This is a genomic window from Streptomyces sp. NPDC107538, from assembly GCF_055657445.1.
In genome coordinates this window covers 1-21172 of the sequence record NZ_JBVKAY010000017.1, presented here as the reverse complement: position 1 = coordinate 21172, position 21172 = coordinate 1, and the positions used below count along the sequence as shown (strand labels likewise).

Annotated in this window: 14 protein-coding genes; 11 read left to right on the top strand and 3 right to left on the bottom strand. The window is 70.8% G+C overall.

The genetic code is table 11. The features are described from left to right. Window positions 1-7: 7 nt before the first annotated feature. The 5 genes from ACZ7MG_RS37390 to ACZ7MG_RS37370 all read left to right on the top strand — a co-directional run bounded on the left by ACZ7MG_RS37390 (window position 8) and on the right by ACZ7MG_RS37370 (window position 5070). The gene (locus tag ACZ7MG_RS37390) at window positions 8-1189 is read left to right on the top strand and encodes an ABC transporter ATP-binding protein (protein WP_471395413.1); all 1182 of its coding nucleotides are present in this window, start codon (window positions 8-10) and stop codon (window positions 1187-1189) included. Further along, window positions 1189-2130, top strand: a complete 942-nt coding sequence (locus tag ACZ7MG_RS37385; protein ID WP_471395412.1) for an ABC transporter permease — start codon at window positions 1189-1191, stop codon at window positions 2128-2130. The genes ACZ7MG_RS37390 and ACZ7MG_RS37385 overlap by 1 nt, the downstream gene beginning before the upstream one ends. Then, window positions 2131-2943 (top strand): ABC transporter permease, encoded by an 813-nt coding sequence (locus ACZ7MG_RS37380; protein WP_471395411.1) that lies wholly within the window; start codon window positions 2131-2133, stop codon window positions 2941-2943. Window positions 2944-2988: 45 nt separating this feature from the next. Beyond that, a complete protein-coding gene (locus tag ACZ7MG_RS37375; RefSeq protein WP_471395410.1) occupies window positions 2989-4407 on the top strand; it encodes an NAD(P)/FAD-dependent oxidoreductase in 1419 nt (472 codons plus the stop codon). 210 nt (window positions 4408-4617) lie between these two features. Beyond that, window positions 4618-5070, top strand: a complete 453-nt coding sequence (locus ACZ7MG_RS37370) for a hypothetical protein (protein ID WP_471395409.1) — start codon at window positions 4618-4620, stop codon at window positions 5068-5070. A 154-nt stretch (window positions 5071-5224) separates the two neighbouring features. On the opposite strand, the gene ACZ7MG_RS37365 is transcribed toward ACZ7MG_RS37370, so the two are convergent. Then, on the bottom strand, window positions 5225-5908 hold the full coding sequence (locus tag ACZ7MG_RS37365) for a phosphatase PAP2 family protein (protein ID WP_471395408.1): 684 nt from the start codon (window positions 5906-5908) through the stop codon (window positions 5225-5227). A 432-nt stretch (window positions 5909-6340) separates the two neighbouring features. Next, entirely contained in the window at window positions 6341-7675 is a 1335-nt protein-coding gene (gene gabT, locus ACZ7MG_RS37360) for a 4-aminobutyrate--2-oxoglutarate transaminase (RefSeq protein ID WP_471395407.1), read from the bottom strand. Window positions 7676-8030: 355 nt separating this feature from the next. Between gabT and ACZ7MG_RS37355 the strand changes: the two genes are divergently transcribed. The 3 genes from ACZ7MG_RS37355 (at window position 8031) to ACZ7MG_RS37345 (ending at window position 13859) form a co-directional block, all read left to right on the top strand. Beyond that, window positions 8031-10160, top strand: coding sequence for an ATP-binding protein (locus ACZ7MG_RS37355; RefSeq protein WP_471395406.1), 2130 nt, complete (start codon window positions 8031-8033; stop codon window positions 10158-10160). A 134-nt stretch (window positions 10161-10294) separates the two neighbouring features. Then, window positions 10295-12031 (top strand): PucR family transcriptional regulator ligand-binding domain-containing protein, encoded by a 1737-nt coding sequence (locus ACZ7MG_RS37350; protein WP_471395405.1) that lies wholly within the window; start codon window positions 10295-10297, stop codon window positions 12029-12031. Window positions 12032-12407: 376 nt separating this feature from the next. Then, a complete protein-coding gene (locus tag ACZ7MG_RS37345; RefSeq protein ID WP_471395404.1) occupies window positions 12408-13859 on the top strand; it encodes an aldehyde dehydrogenase family protein in 1452 nt (483 codons plus the stop codon). A 159-nt stretch (window positions 13860-14018) separates the two neighbouring features. Here ACZ7MG_RS37345 and ACZ7MG_RS37340 read toward each other — a convergent pair whose 3' ends face one another. Beyond that, the gene (locus ACZ7MG_RS37340; protein ID WP_471395403.1) at window positions 14019-16871 is read right to left on the bottom strand and encodes a glycoside hydrolase family 3 C-terminal domain-containing protein; all 2853 of its coding nucleotides are present in this window, start codon (window positions 16869-16871) and stop codon (window positions 14019-14021) included. Window positions 16872-17269: 398 nt separating this feature from the next. On the opposite strand from ACZ7MG_RS37340, the gene ACZ7MG_RS37335 reads away from it, so the two are divergent. Genes ACZ7MG_RS37335 through ACZ7MG_RS37325 form a run of 3 tightly spaced genes read left to right on the top strand, consistent with a single transcriptional unit; the run spans window position 17270 to window position 21014 of the window. Next, complete coding sequence (locus tag ACZ7MG_RS37335; protein WP_471395402.1) at window positions 17270-18955, top strand: extracellular solute-binding protein; 1686 nt, start codon at window positions 17270-17272, stop codon at window positions 18953-18955. A 26-nt stretch (window positions 18956-18981) separates the two neighbouring features. After that, the gene (locus ACZ7MG_RS37330; RefSeq protein WP_471395401.1) at window positions 18982-20058 is read left to right on the top strand and encodes an ABC transporter permease; all 1077 of its coding nucleotides are present in this window, start codon (window positions 18982-18984) and stop codon (window positions 20056-20058) included. Continuing rightward, window positions 20055-21014, top strand: a complete 960-nt coding sequence (locus tag ACZ7MG_RS37325; RefSeq protein ID WP_471395400.1) for a carbohydrate ABC transporter permease — start codon at window positions 20055-20057, stop codon at window positions 21012-21014. Before ACZ7MG_RS37330 ends, ACZ7MG_RS37325 begins: the two co-directional genes overlap by 4 nt. Window positions 21015-21172 lie beyond the last annotated feature (158 nt).

Genomic DNA, 21172 nt, shown 5'->3' with positions numbered 1-21172 from the left:
GAGGACGATGACCAGCGACAAGACCGGCAAGGCCGGAAAGAAGCGCACGGCCGAGGGCGGCGGCGACGTCCGTCTCTCCGGCATCGGCAAGACCTACGGCTCCTTCACCGCCGTGCACCCGCTCGACCTGACCGTGCCGGAAGGTTCCTTCTTCGCCCTGCTCGGCGCCTCCGGCTGCGGCAAGACCACCACCCTGCGCATGATCGCCGGCCTGGAGGAACCTTCCTGCGGAAGCGTCTGGCTCGGCGACCAGGACGTGACGAACCTGCCCCCGTACAAGCGGCCGGTGAACACGGTCTTCCAGTCGTACGCCCTCTTCCCGCACCTCGACATCTTCGAGAACGTCGCCTTCGGACTGCGCCGGCGCGGCATCAGGAGCGTGAAGAAGCAGGTCGAGGAGATGCTGGAACTGGTCCAGCTCGGCGAGCAGGCCCGCAAGAAGCCGCACCAGCTCTCCGGCGGCCAGCAGCAGCGCGTCGCCGTGGCCCGCGCCCTCATCAACCACCCGAAGGTCCTGCTCCTCGATGAGCCCCTCGGCGCCCTCGACCTCAAGCTGCGCCGCCAGATGCAGCTGGAGCTGAAGCGCATCCAGACCGAGGTCGGCATCACGTTCATCCATGTCACCCACGACCAGGAGGAGGCCATGACCATGGCCGACACCGTCGCGGTGATGAACGGCGGCAGGGTCGAACAACTCGGCTCGCCCACCGATCTGTACGAGAACCCGCGGACCACCTTCGTCGCCAACTTCCTCGGCACCTCCAACCTCATCGAGGCCGAGGTCGACTCGAAGAGCGGCGGCGACCTCGTGCTGAAGGCGGGCGACGGCAAGCTCGTGCTCCCCGAGGCGCGATGTCCCGCGCCCGCCACGACCGGCGGCAAGATCCTCGTCGGCGTCCGCCCCGAGAAGATCACCCTCACCCACGCGGACGACGCCGGGGAGATACCGACCGGCCGCAACCGGATCACCGGGAAGATCGCCGCCACCAGCTTCATCGGTGTCTCCACGCAGTACGTGATCGACAGCTCGGTCTGTCCCGAGTTCGAGGTGTACGTCCAGAACATCGACCGCGACACCCGGCTCGTGCCCGGCGCCGAGGTCGTCCTGCACTGGAACCCCGCGCACACGTTCGGGCTCGACGCCGCCCAGGACATCGACGCGGGCGTGGACGAGGGGGCGGCCGTCTGATGTCGACCGGAACCCTCGCCGAAGCCGAGGCGCCACCACCCCTCGCACCCGTCCCGGCCACCGGGAAACCGCCCCGCAGACGGGGCCGCTGGACGCCGTATCTGCTGCTCGCGCCCGGCCTGATCTGGCTGCTGGTCTTCTTCGCGATGCCGATGGTCTACCAGGCCTCCACGTCCGTGCAGACGGGCTCCCTGGAGGACGGTTACCAGGTCACCTGGCATGTCGCGACCTACTGGGACGCGCTGAGCGAGTACTACCCGCAGTTCCTGCGCTCGGTGCTCTACGCGGGCTCGGCGACGGTCCTGTGCCTGCTGCTGGGCTATCCGCTGGCGTATCTCATCGCCTTCCGTGCGGGCCGCTGGCGCAATCTGATCCTGATCCTGGTGATCGCCCCGTTCTTCACCAGCTTCCTGATCCGCACCCTCGCCTGGAAGACGATCCTGTCGGACGGCGGCCCGGTCGTCGGCGCCCTCAACACCCTGCACGTCCTCGACGTCACCAGCTGGCTCGGCCTCACCGCAGGGGACCGCGTGCTCGCCACACCCCTCGCGGTGGTCTGCGGCCTCACGTACAACTTCCTGCCGTTCATGATCCTTCCGCTCTACACCTCCCTCGAACGCATCGACGGACGGCTGCACGAGGCGGCCGGCGATCTGTACGCCAAGCCGTTCACGACGTTCCGCAAGGTCACCTTCCCGCTCTCCATGCCGGGCGTCGTCTCCGGGACGCTGCTCACCTTCATCCCGGCGAGCGGCGACTACGTGAACGCCGAACTCCTCGGCTCCACCAACACCCAGATGATCGGCAACGTCATCCAGAGCCAATTCCTGCGGATCCTCGACTATCCGACGGCGGCGGCGCTCTCGTTCATTCTCATGGCCGCGATCCTTCTCATGGTGACGGTCTACATTCGTAGGTCCGGGACGGAGGATCTGGTTTAAATGGCCTTCGGAAACCGGCTCAAGAACTGGCTCAAGCGCCGTCTCGTCGTCATCGCGGGACTGCTGACGCTCGGATATCTGCTGCTGCCGAACGTCGTCGTCACGGTCTTCTCCTTCAACCAGCCGAAGGGCCGTTTCAACTACGAGTGGCAGGAATTCTCCACGGCCGCCTGGACCGACCCGTGCGGCGTCGCCGACCTCTGCGGCTCGCTCTCGCTGAGCCTCCAGCTGGCCGCCTGGGCGACCCTCGGCGCGACCGTCCTCGGCACGATGATCGCCTTCGCGCTGGTGCGGTACCGCTTCCGCGCGCGGGGCGCCGTCAACTCGCTGATCTTCCTGCCGATGGCGATGCCCGAGGTCGTGATGGCCGCCTCCCTGCTCACCCTGTTCCTCAATCTGGGTGCACAGTTGGGATTCTGGACGATCCTCATCGCCCACATCATGTTCTGCCTCAGCTTCGTCGTGGTCGCCGTCAAGGCGCGCGTGATGTCGATGGACCCGAGGCTGGAGGAGGCCGCGCGGGATCTGTACGCCGGGCCCGTCCAGACCTTCGTCCGCGTCACCCTGCCCATCGCCGCCCCGGGTATCGCGGCGGGCGCGCTGCTCGCCTTCGCGCTCTCCTTCGACGATTTCATCATCACCAATTTCAACGCGGGGTCGACCGTCACCTTCCCCATGTTCGTCTGGGGCTCGGCACAGCGCGGCACACCCGTGCAGATCAATGTCATCGGTACGGCCATGTTCCTGATCGCCGTACTGTTCGTGGTGGCCGGAATGGCCATCGGGAATCGCAGAAAGAAGCAAAAAGCCTGAGACCCGAGGTCTGAGGCCCTGTCGACGCCGTAGGGAGTTGAAATCATGGCCCCAAGCGCCATGAACCGTTGGACAAAGTCCCTCTCCGACGCACAGCCGGTCCCGTACTGGCTCGAAGACCCCGGCAAGCCCCACCCCGAGCCCGCGCTCACCGGCGCCGAGACCTGCGATCTGCTGGTCGTCGGCGGCGGCTACAGCGGACTGTGGACCGCGCTCAACGCCAAGGAGCGCGACCCGCAGCGGGATGTCGTCCTGCTGGAAGGCCGCGAGGTGGGCTGGGCCGCCTCCGGCCGCAACGGCGGCTTCTGCGCCGCCTCGCTCACCCACGGCCTGGCCAACGGCCTCGCCCGCTGGCCCGACGAGATCCACGCACTGGAGGAGCTGGGCGCCCGCAACCTCGACGAGATCGAGGCCGCCGTCGCCCGCCACGGACTCGACTGCGACTTCGAACGCACCGGCGAGATCGACGTCGCCACCGAGACCTACCAGGCCTGGGAACTGCGCGACTGGTACGACGAGATCGCCCGCAAGGGCCTCGCCGACGGCATCGAGTTCCTCGACGCCGACGCCGTCCGCGACCAGGTCGCCTCCCCCACCTTCGAGGCGGGTCTGTATGACCGCCGGGGCGTCGCCATGCTGCACCCCGCGAAGCTGGCGTGGGGCCTGAAGCGGGCCTGCCTGCGCCTCGGCGTCCGCGTGTACGAACACACGCCCGCGCTGAACCTGAAGGCGTACGGCACCGGCATGGCCGTCCGCACCCCCTACGGCCAGGTCCGTAGCAGGCAGGTGGCGCTCGGCACCAACATCTTCCCCAGCCTGGTCAAGCGCGTCCGCGCGTACACAGTCCCCGTCTACGACTACGCCCTGATGACCGAGCCGCTCACCGCCGAGCAACTCGCGTCCATCGGCTGGAAGAACCGGCAGGGGCTCGGGGACTCGGCCAACCAGTTCCACTACTTCCGGCTCAGCGCCGACAACCGGATCCTGTGGGGCGGCTACGACGCGGTCTACCAGTACGGCGGCCGGGTGCGCGCCGAGTACGACGACCGGCCGGAGACCTACGCCAAGCTCGCCGACCACTTCTTCACCTGCTTCCCGCAGCTGGAGGGCGTCCGCTTCACCCACGCCTGGGGCGGCGCCATCGACACCTGCTCCCGCTTCTCCGCGTTCTACGGCACCGCCCACCAGGGCAGAGTCGCCTACGCGGCCGGTTACACGGGGCTCGGGGTGGGCGCCACCCGGTTCGGCGCGGACGTCATGCTCGACCTGCTCGCGGGGGAGCGTACGGAACGCACCGAGCTGGAGATGGTCCGCCGCAAACCGCTGCCGTTCCCGCCGGAGCCGTTCGCCTGGACCGGGATCGCCCTCACCAAGTGGTCCCTGGCCCGCGCCGACTCCCACGCGGGCCGTCGCAATCTGTGGCTCAAGGCGATGGACCGGCTCGGGCTGGGCTTCGACAGCTGACGAGGCGGCCTCCGGACCCCCCTGAAACGCCGGCCGGTGGGGCGTGAAGGCGCACGGGTGATCAACAGGCGTACGCCCTGCCGGACCGTGTTACCCCATTCACCACCAAGAAGTGGTCGGAACCCGCGTAATGCGCGCCCTCAACCTCTGTCTGTGCTCCTGACGCGAAACCGCGTCCGACGGAGCTCTAGAGAGAGGAAGGTCCCTGTCATGACTGGGGCCAAGACGGCGGCCGAGTGGCTGGCATCCGTATCACCGGATCCCGAGGCCTGCCGCTGGGAGTGGGAGCGCAACCCCCTGGGGGTCGCCCTGCTTCCGGCGGGCAGGGCCTGGGACGTGCTGATCCTGCCGGGCGCCCTCGGCTATCCGACGCTGGACGTTCTGACCCGCATCATCGACCAGCCCGGGCCGGTGCTCGTCGACTTCGGCGACGACCGCATGGGGTTCTTCGTCCCGCCGGGCACGGCGTCCCGGTGGCTCGGCACGGGGGTGCGCAGCGCGGGGCACGGCACCTGGATCGTGGTGCCCTACCCGGGCCGGCAGACCGGCGGCGTCCGCTGGCTGATCCCACCGGACGGCAGCGGCACCCTCACCGACCCGGCCCTGCTCGAACTGGCGATGCACGAGGCGGCGGCGAGCCTGGCCGGGGACGAGGAGCGGTAGCCGGGGGCTGACCGCCACATGTCGTGAGGCGGCCGTCCCCCGGCCGCACCGCGCTCTCGTCGGCCGCCCGTGCGGCCGACGCGGACACCCGCCCGCGGGTGCCGACGCCTTCGCCCGACGGGCGCCATGTCCTCATCCGGCGGGCGCCATGTCCTCATCCGGCGGATCGGCGCACCCGGAACCACAGCGCGGCGAGCAGCGCCGCGCACAAGCACCAGCTCGCCAGTACGTCGAGCAGCCAGTGGTAGCCCTGGCGTACCAGACCGAAGCCGACGGCGATGTTCAGGATCACCGCGAGGGCGACGACCGCGCGGCGTGCGGGGGCGCCGCGCAGCCAGGGCAGCAGGAGCAGCACGGCACAGCCGTAGGCGATCGATGCGGTGGCGGTGTGGCCGGAGGGGTAGAAACCCGTGCCGGGGCCCATGATCGGCGGGCCCGAGCGGGCGATGAGCTCCTTCAGCGGGACCACCCAGACGGGGACGACCGCCATCAGCAGCGCCGCCGCGGCGGACGGCCGCCACCAGTGGTCCCGACCGGTGGCACGCGCGCGCCGTGCGACGTACAGGAGTACGGCGGCGAGGACCGGGACGGCGACCGTGACATTGCCGAGGTCGGCGAGGAACTGGGTGGGGGCGCCCCGGTGGACCAGGGAGTCGCTGAGGCGTTCGTCCGCGCGGGCCAGCGGGCCGCGCGCGAGGACCTGCCAGGTGATCAGCGCGAAGAGGAAGGCCGGGAGGCCGAGAAGGAGGAGAGCGGCGCGGCGGCCGGAGGGGGTGGTCGGCCACCCCCGAACAGGGGGGGTGGTTCGGGGGTGGCCGTCCGGATCGGTGTGCCGCACGCCCCGGGGGGTTTGGGACGCGCGGCCATCCGATCGGTGAGGAGATCCGGAGCCGGAAGCTCCGGGTGTGTGCGCGAGGGCACGACCAGGGCGAAGCTGGGGAGGCCCCGACCCGGTGTCACCCACAGTCCCCTGTGGGCGGGGTGTATCTCTCATCTGCAAGAGAACCTACGGCAGGGAACGCGGTGACGACAGGCGGAATCGGGACCCGTCATGCACCTTGCACACCTTCTTCACGGCCTCCGACGGTTGTCCACAGGGACCGGAATCCGGGCCGGACGCCGGTTCGGGTTCCGGTTCCGGGAAGCGTGGGACGTCGGAGGCGGATGAGGGATTCCGTATGCGAGGGCCCTGCGGTGCCGCCGCGGAATCCCTGCGGAATCCCTGCGGAACAGGGCACTCGCACGCGTGTCGGAGGCGTTCGGAAGCGCGTCAGATGCCGGCGAACGCCTGCTCGATGATGTCGAGGCCCTCGGTCAGGAGGTCCTCGCCGATCACCAGCGGCGGCAGGAAGCGCAGCACGTTGCCGTAGGTGCCACAGGTCAGGACCAGCAGCCCCTCCTGGTGGCAGGCCTTCGCCAGCGCGGCGGTCGCCTCCGGGTTCGGCTCCTTCGTCGTACGGTCCTTGACCAGCTCGATGGCGATCATGGCGCCGCGGCCGCGGATGTCGCCGATGACGTCGAACTTCTCGGCCATGGCGGTGAGGCGGGCCTTCATGACGGCCTCGATGCTCTTCGCCCTGGCGTTGAGGTCCAGCTCCTTCATCGTCTCGATCGAGCCGAGGGCGCCCGCGCAGGCGACGGGGTTGCCGCCGTAGGTGCCGCCGAGGCCGCCCGCGTGCGCGGCGTCCATGATCTCCGCGCGCCCCGTGACGGCGGCGAGCGGCAGACCGCCGGCGATGCCCTTGGCGGTGGTGATCAGGTCCGGGACGATGCCCTCGTCCTCGCACGCGAACCACTGGCCGGTGCGGCAGAAGCCGGACTGGATCTCGTCGGCGACGAAGACGATGCCGTTGTCGGCGGCGAACTTCGCGATCGCGGGCAGGAAGCCCTTGGCGGGCTCGATGAAACCGCCCTCGCCGAGCACCGGCTCGATGACGATCGCGGCCACGTTCTCCGCGCCGACCTGCTTGGCGATCTGGTCGATCGCCTGCGCGGCGGCCTCGGGGCCGGCGTTCTCCGGGCCGGTCGGCCAGCGGTAGCCGTACGCCACCGGGACGCGGTACACCTCGGGCGCGAACGGCCCGAAGCCGTGCTTGTACGGCATGTTCTTGGCCGTCAGCGCCATCGTGAGGTTGGTGCGCCCGTGGTAGCCGTGGTCGAACACGACGACGGCCTGCCGCTTGGTGTAGGAGCGGGCGATCTTCACAGCGTTCTCGACGGCCTCGGCGCCGGAGTTGAACAGCGCGGACTTCTTGGCGTGGTCGCCGGGGGTCAGCTCGGCGAGGGCCTCGGCGACCGCGACATAACCCTCGTACGGCGTGACCATGAAACAGGTGTGCGTGAAGTCCTGGAGCTGGGCGGTGGCCCGGCGGACGACGGCCTCGGCGCTGGCGCCGACGCTGGTGACGGCGATGCCCGAGCCGAAGTCGATCAGCCGGTTGCCGTCGACGTCCTCGACGATGCCGCCGCCCGCGCGCGCGGTGAACACCGGCAGCACCGACCCCACGCCCGCCGCGACCGCGGCGACACGACGAGCCTGCAGCTCCTGGGACTTCGGTCCGGGGATGGCGGTGACGACGCGGCGCTCCTGAGGAAGTGCGCTCATGTGGGGCTCCTGGGGTCTTGCGGACGGGGTCCTGCGGACGGGTCACGTACGGACGGGTCTGGTTCGGACGGGTCTGGTTCGGACGGGTCTGGCGGACGCTTGTCTTCTTTTCTCGCAGGCTAGGGCGGCGACCGGTGGGTGGGCATGCTCCATGTGGGCGGTGTTGACGGCGCGTGTTGTCCTTGGTGGACATGGCGCGTTGCCGGAGGTGAATCGGTGGCTCGTGGGTGTCCGGTGGGTCACGGGCGGGCCGGTTCCCGGGCCGCCCGGCCGCGTAAGCGGTGAACTCCCCTTGCGGGGGCGTTAGATTGGCTCGCTGATGGTGGACGGAACGGCTGGTCAGGGGGCAGGCGCGATGAACAGCGACGGGACGCGGGACGCGCGGGGCACGCATGCGAATCCTGTGCCGCGCCCGACGGGGTCGCCGGAGATGCCTTCGGCGCCCCCTCGGCCCCCGCGCGCACCAGGCGTTCCCCCGATGCCTGACGGGTCTTCCTTCCTCGCCTGGCTGCGGGCACCGCGGCCGGACGCCGCACCCGGCGTGTGGCGTTTCGGGCACACACCCCGTCCCGACGAGGAACCCGACGAGATCCCGAAACGGCAGTTGCTGGGCGGGGCCCTCATCGCGTTCCTGGTGGGCTGGCTCGTCTGGTCCCTGCTCCAGAACGGCTATCTCGGCTACTGGTGGTGGATCCCGCTCGATCTGATCGCTCCCGACTCCTGGCAGGGAGGTTCCGGGGAGGGAGGCCAGGTCGGCACTTTCATCCTGTACCGGGGTTACGAACTGCTCGTCGCCCTGATCATCCTTGCCGCGGTGGCCCGGCTCGGCCGCTGGAGCGAGGTGTGGCGTCGTTTCGTGGCTCCGCGCTTCCGCGCCAAACCGTTGGAGCAGGCTCCCGCTCCCCAGGACGACCCCGCCCAGTGGAACCAGCTCCGGGAGGCCGGGGCGCGGGAGGCCGCGGAGCGGCTGGTGGCCGAGGCCGGGGCCGGGCTGATGCGGGATGTGGACCATGCGCGGATCATGCGGGCGTGGCAGGGCGTGCGGAGCGGGCGGCACAGTCTGGCGACGTTCACCGGGGCGGTGCTGAAGGACGGGGCGGCCGCGTGTCTGCATCCCTCCGGGGAGCGGGACCTGCCGACCCGGCTCGCCAGGCACGACATGGTCACCGGGCAGGTCCGCCTGGGCGGCACCGTCGACGACCCGCGCAACCCGTACGCCTACCGGGGCGCGGGCCTCGCGCTGGGCCCCGAACTGCTCGGCACGTCCCTGCTGGCCGTCGGCCCCGCCGGATCCGGCAAGACCGGGAGCGTGGTGTGGCCGGTCGCCGAGTCGTTGTGTCTGCACGCGCTCGCCGGACGGGCCGCGGTGGTGGTCGTGGGCGCGGCGGGCGCGGGCCTCGGACCGGCCGATGCGTACGACGTCGTCGTACGCATCGGGAACCCCGAGTCCGTGTACGACCTCGATCTGTACGGCGGCACCACGGACCCCGACGAGGCCGCGGCCGTGCTCGCGGAGGCGCTCGTCGGTGATCTCGCCGACCCGCACCCCGGCGGCGACAGCCGGCGTTCCACCACGGTGCTGGCCCAGCTGCTGGGACCGTTCCGGGCGGTGCACGGGCGGTTCCCGTCGGTGCCGCAGCTGCGGCAGCTGCTGGACGGCTCCCCCGGCCCGCTGGGCGAGCTGCGCAAGACTCTCCAGGACGCCGGACAGGAGTCGCTTCTGCGGGAGCTGGACGCGCGGGAACGCCAGCTCGGGCACCCCGGGGACGTCGGCTCCGTGCTGGCCGACCGGATCGCCCTGCTCGACCGGCCCGCGTTCGCCGGGTTCTTCGACACATCCGGCCAGTCCCGGCCCTTCTCCCTCAAGGCCCTCGACCACCCCGTACGGGTCCGGATCGACCTCCCCGAACGCGGCCACGCCGACGCCTCGCGCATCCTGGCGCGGCTGGTGCTGGCGCAGTTCACCGCGAGCGTCGCCGTACGGGAGGACCGGTCGCTGTTCGCCTGTCTCGTGCTGGACGACGCGACCGGGGTCGTCACCCCGGAGGCCGTCCGCGGCATCCAGCGGCTGCGGTCCGCCAACGCGGGCACGGTCCTCACCCTGCGCACCCTCGACGACGTGCCCCGGCCGTTGCGCGGCCCGCTGCTCGGGGCCACCGGCTGCCGGATGGCGCTGTCCGGGCTCACGCCGTGGGACGGGCAGGACTTCGCCGAGGTGTGGGGCAAGGAGTGGACCGAGGCGCGGGACGTCACCGACCGGCAGATCATCGCCGACTCCCCGGCCGGCAAGGCGTGGCACGCGCTGCGCCGGATGATCACCGGCCACGCGCCCACCGCGCGGGCCGTGACCGTACGGCAGGTGGAACGGGAGCGGTGGTCCGCCTCCGAACTGGCGCACGGTGTGCCGCCGGGGCACGCGGTCCTGTCGCTGACGAACGTACGGGGCGAGCACGCGCCGCCGCTGCTGGTGGACCTGCGGGGTTGAGCGGGGGCACCGGTCGGTTTGAGCCATTCGGGTGATGGCGTGTGGGGCTTGTGATCGTACGGTGAGGCAGAATCGGGACAGGCTGTTCATACGCGGCGGCCAAAAGCCCACGCCCCCGTCGACCTGAAGGTCCCATGCCCCCGACGCTCGCCTCGCTCGTCCATCACTCCGCGCTCAAGCTGACCGTGCGGGCGGGCGGGGACCGCCTGGATGTGCCGGTGCGCTGGGCGCACGCCAGTGAGCTGGCCGACCCGGTGCCGTACATGGAGGGCGGGGAGCTGCTGCTGATCACCGCGCTGAAGCTGGACGCGGAGGACCCGGAGGCGATGCGGCGCTATGTGCGGCGGCTGGCGGGGGCCGGGGTGGTCGGGCTCGGCTTCGCCGTCGGGGTGCACTACGAGGACATCCCCGAGGCGCTCGTCGCGGCGGCCGAGGGGGAGGGGCTGCCGCTGCTGGAGGTGCCCCGGCGTACGCCCTTCCTCGCCATCAGCAAGGCGGTGTCGGCCGCCATCGCCGCGGAGCAGTACCGGGCCGTGACGGCGGGTTTCGCGGCGCAGCGGGAACTCACCAAGCAGGCGTTGACCGACGGCCCCGAGGGGCTGCTCGGCGCGCTCGCCGGGCAGGTCGACGGATGGGCCGCCCTGTACGACGCCTCCGGCGCGGTCGTCGCGGTGGCGCCCGAGTGGGCGGAGCGGCGGGCCGGGCGGCTCACCGGCGACGTCGAACGGCTGCGGGACCGGCCCGCGCCGGCCAGCGCGGTCGTCGGCGGCGAGGACCGCGTCGAACTGCACTCCCTCGGCACCGGGCGCCGGGCGCGCGCCGCGCTCGCCGTCGGCACGGCGGCGGCCCTGGGCACGGCCGAGCGGTACGCCGTCCACTCCGCGATCGCCCTGCTGACCCTCACGACGGAACGGTCGCGCTCGTTGCACGCCGCCGAGCAGCGGATCGGTGCGGCGGTGCTGCGGATGCTGCTGGCCGGGGAGTGCGACCACGCGCGGGCCGTCGCCCAGGATCTGTACGGGGAGCTGCTGGACGCCCCGTTCCGGGTGATCCTCGCGGAGTCGGCCTCGGCGTCGGCGGCGCGGGCCCGGGTGGAGGGGGCCGTGGGGGCCGTAGGGGCTGTGGAGGGGGTGGCCGCCGGGGGTGCGAGTGGCTCGCGTGCTGTGCAGGGGGCGGCGGTGGAGGCCGGGCGGGCGGCGGTCGGTGTCGACGCGGACGGGGATCTGCTCGGGCAGCTCGTCGAGGTGGTGGAGGCGGCTGCCGCGCGGGCCGGGGAGGCGGTGCTCGTCGTGCCCGACGGGGAGCGGCTGGTCGTGCTCGCCGTGGACGGGGGTGCGGTGGTGGCCGCGTGCGGGGAGTTCGCGCTGGGGCTGGAGACGACCCGGGCGGTCGGGCGGGACGCGGTGGCCATGGCCTCGGATTCCGTCGCCGTCGAGGAGGAGGAACTCGTCGTCGGGCTGTCCGCGCCCGCCGGGCCGATCGCGGCGGCCGCGGCGTACAAGCAGGCCGAGCAGGCGTTGTCCGTGGCCCGGCGGCGGGGGCGGTGTCTGGTGGAGCACGAGGAGCTGGCGGCCGGGTCGGTGCTGCCGTTGCTCGGGGACGACGCGGTGCGGGCGTTCGCGGACAGTCTGCTGAGGCCGCTTCGTGAGCATGACGCGACGGGGCGGGGGGACCTTGTGGCGTCGCTGCGGGCGTGGTTGTCGCGGCATGGGCAGTGGGATGCGGCGGCGGCGGATCTGGGGGTTCACCGGCATACGTTGCGGTACCGGATGCGGCGGGTGGAGGAGATTCTCGGGCGGTCGCTGGATGATCCCGATGTGCGGATGGAGTTGTGGCTGGCGTTGAAGGCCACGGCTGCGGCGGGGGAGTAGGGCGGGGGTCTCGCCCCCGCCGCGTGGTTGAGGTGGGTGGGGTCAGGGGCGGGGTGGTTGGGGTGGGTGGGTGAGTGCGGGTTCGGTGGGGCTCCTCGCGCAGTTCCCCGCGCCCCTGAAAAGGCGGGGCTGCGCCCCTGCTTTTCGGCCCGAAAGGGCCACAGGCCCGTAAGGGCCTGCGGCCCTTCAGGGGCGCGGGGAACTGCGCGAGCAACCACGACGCACCCGCACCCCGCTGACGCGACCCCCACCCCACCATTCCGGCGCAACCCCCACCCCCACTCATACGCGCCGGACAAACGACCCCCCGCCGCCCCGGCCCTACCGTGGAGCCGGAAGACCACATGTGCCACCCACCGAAGGGCCGGGATCGACTATGACCGCCACCCACGCCTTCTGGCTCGCCGGCCGCCAGGCCACCGGTGAGACCACGTTCGATGTGAACTCGCCCTGGGACGGCCGCCTGGTCGGCAGGGTGAGCGTGCCGACGGACGAGCAGGTCGAGGAGGCCGTGGCCGCCGCGTACGCCGTGCGGGACGAGTTCGCGGCGACGTCGGCGCATGTGCGGGCCGCCGCCCTGGACCACGTCAGCCGGAGTCTCGTCGAGCGGACCGAGGAGATCGCCCAGCTGATCTCCGCCGAGAACGGCAAGCCGATCAAGTGGGCCCGCGGCGAGGTCGGCCGCGCGGTCTCCGTGTTCCGGTTCGCGGCCGAGGAGGCCCGGCGGTTCAACGGCGGCGAGGCACAGCGGCTCGACACCGACCTGGGCGGACAGGGGCGGCTCGCCCTCACCCGACGCTTCCCCAAGGGCGTCGTCCTCGGGATCGCGCCCTTCAACTTCCCGCTCAACCTCTGCGCCCACAAGATCGCCCCGGCGATCGCGGCCGGTGTGCCGATCATCCTGAAGCCCGCCCCGGCCACGCCCCTCTCCGGTCTGATCATCGGAGAGCTGCTCGCGGACGCGGCCGCCGCACTCCCCGCCGGGTCCTGGAGCATCCTCCCCGTCGCCAACGACCGCATGCCCGCCCTCGTCCAGGACGAGCGGCTGCCCGTGATCTCGTTCACCGGCTCCGAGAAGGTCGGCTACGCGATCATGGACTCGGCGCCGCGCAAGCACTGCACGCTGGAGCTGGGCGGCAACGGCGCGGCGGTCGTGCTCGCCGACTACGCGAGCGACGAGGACCTCGACTGGGCCGCGACCCGGATCGCGACCTTCTCCAACTACCAGGGTGGCCAGTCCTGCATCTCCGTCCAGCGGGTGATCGCGGACGCCTCCGTGTACGACCGGCTGCTGCCGCGCATCGTCGCCGCGGTCGAGGCCCAGGTGACCGGCGACCCGTCCGACGGGGCCACCGATGTGGGGCCGCTGGTCAGCGAGGACGCCGCCAAGCGTGTCGAGACGTGGGTCCAGGAGGCGGTCGACGCCGGGGCCGCCCTCCTCGCCGGCGGCAAGCGCGACGGCGCCTCGTACGCGCCGACCGTCCTCGCCGACGTACCCGCCGAGGTGACCCTCTCCTGCGAGGAGGTCTTCGGGCCCGTCCTCACCGTGCGGAAGGTGGAGGGGGAGGCCGAGGCCTTCGCCGCCGTCAACGACTCCAAGTACGGCCTCCAGGCGGGCGTCTTCACTCACGACCTGCAGACCGCCTTCCGCGCCCACCGCGCCCTGGAGGTCGGCGGCGTGATCATCGGCGACGTCCCGTCCTACCGCGCCGACCAGATGCCGTACGGCGGCGCCAAGCAGTCCGGGGTCGGCCGTGAGGGCGTGCGCTTCGCGATGGACGACTACACCTATGAGCGGGTGATGGTGCTGACCGGGCTGCAGCTCTGAGGCACCCCCGCACGCGCGAGCGAAACAGTCTCGCTCCACCCCTAGCTTGTGACAATCATTTTCATGTAGTCTCGGGGCAGATCCCGGGATGAAGGGGCCCGGCACCGATGCCTTCCGGTGCCGGGCCCCTTCTGTGTGTGCCGGCCTGTCTCCGGACCCTCAACCGGAGAAGCCGACGTGCGCCAGCCGCAGCGGGCCGCGCAGTCCGAGGTGGACGTCGTGGACGCCGGCGGCCGGGACGGCGGTGCGCAGGGTCGTGTAGGTGTACGGGTCCGCGGTGGGGGTGTCGAGCGTCAGGATCGCCAGCACCGGGCCGCCGACCAGGGAGAATTCGACAGAGCCCTGCCCGGACACCGCCACCTCGACCTCGGTGACGCCCGCGCCGAAGTCGCAGTTCTGGAAGAGCAGTTCACCGGGGCCGTCGCCCGCCGGGGTCACCGCGTCGCCCGTCACCCTCGTACGGTCGACGATCTCCGTGCCGCGCTGCTCGTCGAAGTCCGCCGCGGCCAGGCCGTGGGTGACCACCGGGCGCGGGGCGACCGGGGCGCCCTCGACCGTGACGGTCGTACGGAGGCGGATGTCCTCGCTCGACGCGCCGACGAGGAGTTCGTACGCGCCGGGCTCCAGGTGCCAGGTGCCGTGGGCCACGTCCCAGAACTCCAGGTCGGAGAGGGGGAGTTCGAACGACAGTTCCGTCGAGGCGCCGGGGGCGAGGGTGACGCGGCGGTGGCCGAGCAGCTCGCGGCGCGGGCGCGGGACCGAGGGGTTTTCGGCGCGGACGTAGAGCTGGGCGACCTCGTCGGCGGTCACCGCGCCCGTGTTGGTGAGGGTGAAGGAGACGGTCAGCCCGTCGTCACCCACAAGAGCGACCAGGTTTTCGTACGCGAACTCCGTGTACGACAGGCCGTGGCCGAACGGGAAGAGCGGGGCGCCCTCGAAGTAGAGGTAGGTCTGACGGGCGCCGATCACGTCGTAGTCGAGGAGGTCGGGGAGGTCCGCGTCGGCGGCGTACCAGGTCTGCGGGAGGCGCCCGGCGGGGGAGACGTCGCCGGCGAGGACCCGGGCCAGGGCGGTGCCCGCGGCCTGGCCGCCGTGCGCGGTCCACAGGGCGGTGGGCAGGTCGGCGAGGTCGACCGCGTACGGGTAGGCCGAGACCAGGACGAGGACGGTGTTCGGGTTGGCGGCGCGGGCCGCGCGCAGCAGGCGTTCCTGATGGGCGGGGAGCGCGAGTGAGGCGCGGTCCTCGGTCTCGCGGCCGTTGATGTGCGGGTCGTTGCCCGCGACCACGAGGACCACGTCGGCCTCGGCGGCGGCCCGGGTGACGGAGGTCTCGCCTCGTTCGGTCACGACCAGGTCGAAGATTTCCGGATTGCCGTCGGCAACCTTTACTCCGTCGGCGCCGACAGTGACGTACCGGCCTGTCCCTGTGTGCTTGAGGAGGTGACCGTTCCCGTGCGATCCGGAGGGCTCCAGGCGGAACGTCTCCTGGACGACCCAGCCGCCCGGCTGGTCGGCCGACGCGCGCAGGCGTCCGTCGTCGGCGACCGAGAGATAGCGGCCGTCCGGCGCGCGGAGCGTGAGCACGCCCTCGCCCCAGTCGACGAGGGCCAGTTCGGTGCCGGTCGCGTCCGTGGTGAGCGGCGGCAGGTCGGTGCGGCCCGCCAGGAGCGCCGGGTCGAGCGCGCCCTCCGCGCCGCGCGTCTCGTCGGCGGCCTCGGGCGCCTCCGGTACGGACAGATGCGCGCCGGTGGACCGCGCCCGCAGGCGTACGCGGTCCACGCCCTCCGCGAACGTCACGCGCTCGGCGCCGAAGCGGTCGTACAGGCCTTCGAGCGGGGTCGAGCGGTGGAGCAGGGTGCCGCTGTACCAGTCGAGCTTGCACTCGTCGGCGAGCAGCCCGACGACGGCGATCCGGGTGTCCGCGGCGAGCGGCAGCACATCGTTCTCGTTCTTCAGCAGGACGATCGCCTGTTCGGCGGCCTCCCGGGCGAGGGTGCGGTGGGCCGGGGTGTCGAAGTCCTTCAGGTCGGCGTACGGGTCGGTGGCGGGGTCGAACTCGCCGAGGCGGAAGCGGACGGAGAGCTGGCGGCGGACGGCGGTGTCGATGTCGTCGGCGGTCAGCAGGCCCCGCTCCAGGGCGCCGCGGATTCGTCCGATCATCGTCGAACTCTCCGTGCCGTGGTCGGTGAAGCTGTCGACGCCGGCGCGCAGCGAGGCGGCGGTGGCCTCCTCGTGGGTGTCGAAGTAGTGCTCGGAGTCGACCAGGTTCGACGGCGCGCCCGCGTCCGAGCAGACCAGCAGCGGTTCGTCGGTCCAGGTGCGCAGCTGGTCGGCCAGGTAGGGCGAGACGTGGTTGGGGCGGCCGTTGACCAGGTTGTACGCGGGCATCACCCCGGCGACCGCGCCCGCCTCGACGGTCGCGCGGAAGGCGCGCAGGTCGTACTCGTGCAGCACGCGCGGGCGGACCGAGGAGGAGGTGGTGGAGCGGTCGGTCTCGTTGTTGTGCGCCAGCCAGTGCTTGAGGACGGGGGCGGTGCGCCAGTACGTCGGATGGTCGCCGCGCAGGCCGCGGGTGTACGCGGTCGCGATCGCCGAGGTCAGCCTCGGATCCTCCGAGTAGCCCTCCTCGTTGCGGCCCCACAGGGGGTGGCGCAGCAGATTGACGGTGGGGGACCAGACGTTGAGGCCCACGCGGTCGTCGCGGGCGCGCATCACGCGGGTCTCGGCGGAGACGGCCTCGCCGACGCGGCGGACGAGGTCCTCGTTCCAGGTGGCGCCGAGGCCGACGGCCTGCGGGAACACCGTCGCCGGGCCCATCCAGGCCACCCCGTGCAGGGCCTCCTGGCCGGTGCGGAAGGCGGCCACCCCGAGACGGTCCACGGCGGGCGCGAACTGGTGCAGGAACGCGATCCTCTCGTCCGCGGTGAGCCGCTGGAGCAGATCGTCGATGCGCTTCGCGAGCGGCAGCTGCGGATCGCGGAAAGGCGGCGTGGGCGTCGTCTGTGCGGTCACGTTGGGCATCCCTTTGCGGTGGAGCGGCGAGGCGCTTTCGAAGCGCTTCGATGCTCATTCGACCGTGGGGTGGGTGTCAAGAGACCAAGGCGCAACAGATCCGTTTCCTCACCGTCATACAGGCCGGGATATCGAAGGTGGGAAGGGGGCGTTCCGGTCATCCACGCGTCGCTCACACCTCCGAGGAATCTGCGAATCGACCCTTGTGCACCCCCGGTCGTTCACTTAACCTCGCAGCAACATCGAAGCGCTTCGACTGTGGAGGGAAACGCTTCGCGTGCTCACCTCCCTCCGCCGGTCGGCAGTTCCCTCGCTTCAGCACAGCCAGTTCCACTCAAGACACCGCAGCCGACGGCCACCGCCGGGTGTCCTGGTGTGCGCCATGAAGGGTTGACGCAATGACGCCGAACTCCGCCACCTCCGCCGCGCCCAGCCGGAGAAGCTTCCTCGCCTCCACGGCGGTCGCCGCCGCCGTAGTGGCGGGGGGTGTGCCGCTGCTGTCCGCCTGCGGCGGCTCGCAGGAAGGCCGCAAGGAGGGTGCGACGTCGGGCAAGGACGCGCAGAAGATCCTTCCGACGTTCGTCGCGTCGACCGTCGTGGCGCCCGACCTCCCGTCGAAGAACGGCTCGGCGGCCGGCTTCAGCAAGGCCATCGCCACGGCCGATCTGAAGACGTCGGTCCCGAAGAAGCTCGGCAGCGGCGGCGCGCTCAAGGTCATGGCACCGTTCTGGGGCACCCCGCCGAAGGGCGACAACCCCTATTACACGGCGATGAACGAGGCCAGCGGCGTCAAGGTGACCTGGCAGAACCAGGACGGCGTCACCTACGACCAGAAGCTCGGCGCGGTCCTCGCCTCCAGCGACATCCCGGACGTGGTGGTCGTCCCCGGCTGGAACCTGATGGGCAAGATACCGAGCGCCATCAACGCCAAGTTCGCCGACCTCGGCCCGTACCTCTCCGGCGACAAGGTCAAGGAGTACCCGAACCTCGCGGCCGTCCCCAGCGAGGCCTGGCAGCGCGGCATCTTCGGCGGCCAGCTGCGCGCGATCCCGATGCCCGCCTCGTACGTCACGGACATCGCGCCCATGTACCGCCGGGACATCTTCGAGAAGAAGGGCTACAGCGTCCCGACGAGCCCCGACGAGTTCCTGTCCTGGGCGAAGGAGGCCACCGACGCCAAGTCGAAGGTCTGGGCCTGCGACGACATGAAGTGGTCGGCGTGGAACTTCTTCGGCGTCCTCGGGGCCAGCGACAAGGCGCTCTGGTGGAACCTCGTCGACGGCAAGCTGATCAACCGCGTCGAGACCGACGAGTACCTCGAAGCGCTGGAGTGGACGCGCAAGCTCTACGCCGCCGACGTGGTCCACCCGGACGCCGTCTCCGGGAAGGCGGGCGGCGACGCGCGGAACCGGTTCACGGCCGGTCAGTCCCTGGTCTTCAACGGGAACATCTCCGCATGGTGGGGCTCGGTCTCCGAACAGGCCACCCAGAACTCCGACTTCGACATGGCCGCGTTCGACATCTTCGGCGCCGACGGCGGCGACCCCACCTTGTGGGCGGTCCAGCCCGCCAACATCTTCACCTTCGTCAGCAAGAAGGCGTCCGCCCAGCAGATCAAGGACTTCCTCGCCCTCTGCAACTACTGCGCCGCGCCCTACGGCACCAAGGAGTTCATGCTCACCGCCTACGGCGTCGAGGGCACGGACTACGACATCAAGAAGGGTCTGCCGGTCAAGACCACGCAGGGCGTCAACGAGGTCAACGGCGCCTACGACTACACCGGCAACCCCGCCGCGTACGTCGCCTACCCCGACTTCCCCGAGGTCACCAAGGGCATGGTCGAGTGGCAGCAGCGGATGGGCGCCTTCACCAAGAAGTCCTCCTTCTTCGGGCTGACCGTCACCGAGCCGAACCGCTGGGCCAACCTCGCCGACAACTTCGAGCAGTTGGAGGACGACGTCGTGCGGGGCCGCAAGAAGATCAGCGATGTCCAGCAGGCGGTGTCCGACTGGAAGAGCAAGGGCGGCGACGGTCTGCGCGACTGGTACAAGAAGCTGCTCGACGACACCGGCTCGGCGAACTGACCCGGGGCCGAGGCGAGGAGAAGGCCGTGTCCCACAGCACGGTGCCCCGGTCCAGGGCCGAGGCGAAGACCCCCGAAGGGACCCCGGGAGCGTCCGACGACGCCACCGGGACCGGGCGCGGGGGCGGCGGATCCAAGGGCGGGCGCGCGGAGAAGCGCGCGGCGGAACGCGCGGGCAGGCTGAGCCTCCGCCTCAGATTCCGGCGCGACCGCACGCTGATCCTGATGACGCTGCCGGCGGTCCTGCTGATCCTGGTCTTCAACTACATACCGATCCTCGGCAATGTGGTCGCCTTCCAGGACTACGACCCCTACCTCAGCGAGAACGGCTTCGTCGCCATCTTCCAGAGCCCCTGGGTCGGCGTCGAACAGTTCGAGCGGATCTTCGCGGACTCGGCCTTCTGGCACGCGGTGCAGAACACCTTCGTGCTGTTCTTCCTCCAGCTCGTCCTGTTCTTCCCCATCCCGATCCTGCTGGCGCTGCTGATCAACAGCATCGTCCGGCCCCGGATCCGGGCGGTCGCCCAGGCGATCATGTACCTCCCGCACTTCTTCTCCTGGGTGCTCGTCGTCACCGTGTTCATGCAGATCTTCGGCGGGGCGGGCGTCATCGCGCAGACCCTCCGCCAGCACGGCTACGACGGCTTCGACCTGATGACCAACCCGGAGATCTTCAAGTACCTGGTCACGATCGAGATGATCTGGAAGGACGCCGGCTGGGGCATCATCGTCTTCCTCGCCGCGCTCTCCTCCGTCTCCCACGACCTGTACGAGGCCGCCGCGATGGACGGCGCCGGACGCTGGCGGCGCATGTGGCACATCACCCTGCCCGCCCTGCGCCCGGTGATCGCCCTGCTGCTGGTGCTGCGCGTCGGCGACGCCCTGACCGTCGGCTTCGAACAACTGCTGCTCCAACGGCAGGCGGTGGGCGTCGACGCCTCCGACGTCCTCGACACCTACGTCTGGTGGAACGGCATCCGCAACCAGGACTTCAGCTACGCCGCCGCCGCGGGACTCGTCAAGGGCGTGGTCGGCCTCGCCCTGGTCCTGACCGCCAACAAGGTCGCCCATCTCATGGGCGAGCAGGGGGTGTACAAGAAATGAGCGCACTCCTCGACAACACGGCCAAGCCGGTCGACGAGCCGGCGGCGGCAAAGCCGAGCCGCTGGGCCGCGCCGCCCCGCCCGGTCTGGGAGGAGGAACCGGCCAAGGCGGGCCTCGCGGGCAAGGGCATCGCCCTCGGCTTCGCCTGCTTCGCGATCCTCTTCCCCCTGTGGATCGTCATCGTCACCAGCCTCCAGACGAAGAAGACCATCGACGCGGCGGGTGGCCTGGTCGTCATCCCCAAGGGCATCACCTTCATCGCCTACAAGGAGCTCCTCAGCGGCGGCCAGGTCCAGACGGCCGCGCTGGTCAGCGTCGGGGTGACGGTGGTGGGCACCCTGTTCAGCATGACCGTGTCGGTGCTGTGCGCCTACGGCCTCTCCCGCATCGGCTCGCTCGGGCACCGCTGGATCCTGATGACCCTGCTCGCCACGATGTTCTTCGGCGCGGGCCTCATCCCCACCTATCTGCTGGTGCAGGCCCTCGGTCTCACCGACACCTATCTCGCGCTGATCCTGCCGAGCGCGGTGAGCGTCTTCAACATCCTGGTCCTGCGCTCGTTCTTCATGGGCATCTCACCGGAGCTCGTCGACAGCGCGCGGATCGACGGGGCCGGTGACTGGCGCATCCTGTGGCAGATCGTGATGCCGCTGTCGAGGGCGGTCCTCGCGGTCATCGCCCTCTTCTACGCGGTGGGTTACTGGAGCGCGTGGTTCAACGCGTCCATCTATCTCACCGACCAGGACATGATGCCGCTGCAGAACGTCATGATCCAGCTCGTCCAGAAACAGGAACGTCCGGTCGGTCTCTCCGCCCAGATCAACACGGGTCAGCTCTCGCCGCTGGCCGTTCAGATGGCGGTCATGGTCATGGCCCTGCTGCCGGTCGCCGTCCTCTCCCCCTTCGTCCAGAAACACTTCAAGAAGGGGATGCTGACCGGTGCGGTCAAGGGTTGACCGGGGCGCCTTATAGCTCGGGGGTGCGGGTCTCGTCGGCGGGTGCGGGTGGTGTGTGGTTGCTCGCGCAGTTCCCCGCGCCCCTGAAAAAGCAGGGGCTGCGCCCCGTGCTTTTTCGGCCCGAAAGGGCCGTAGGCCCTTAAGGGGCGCGGGGAACT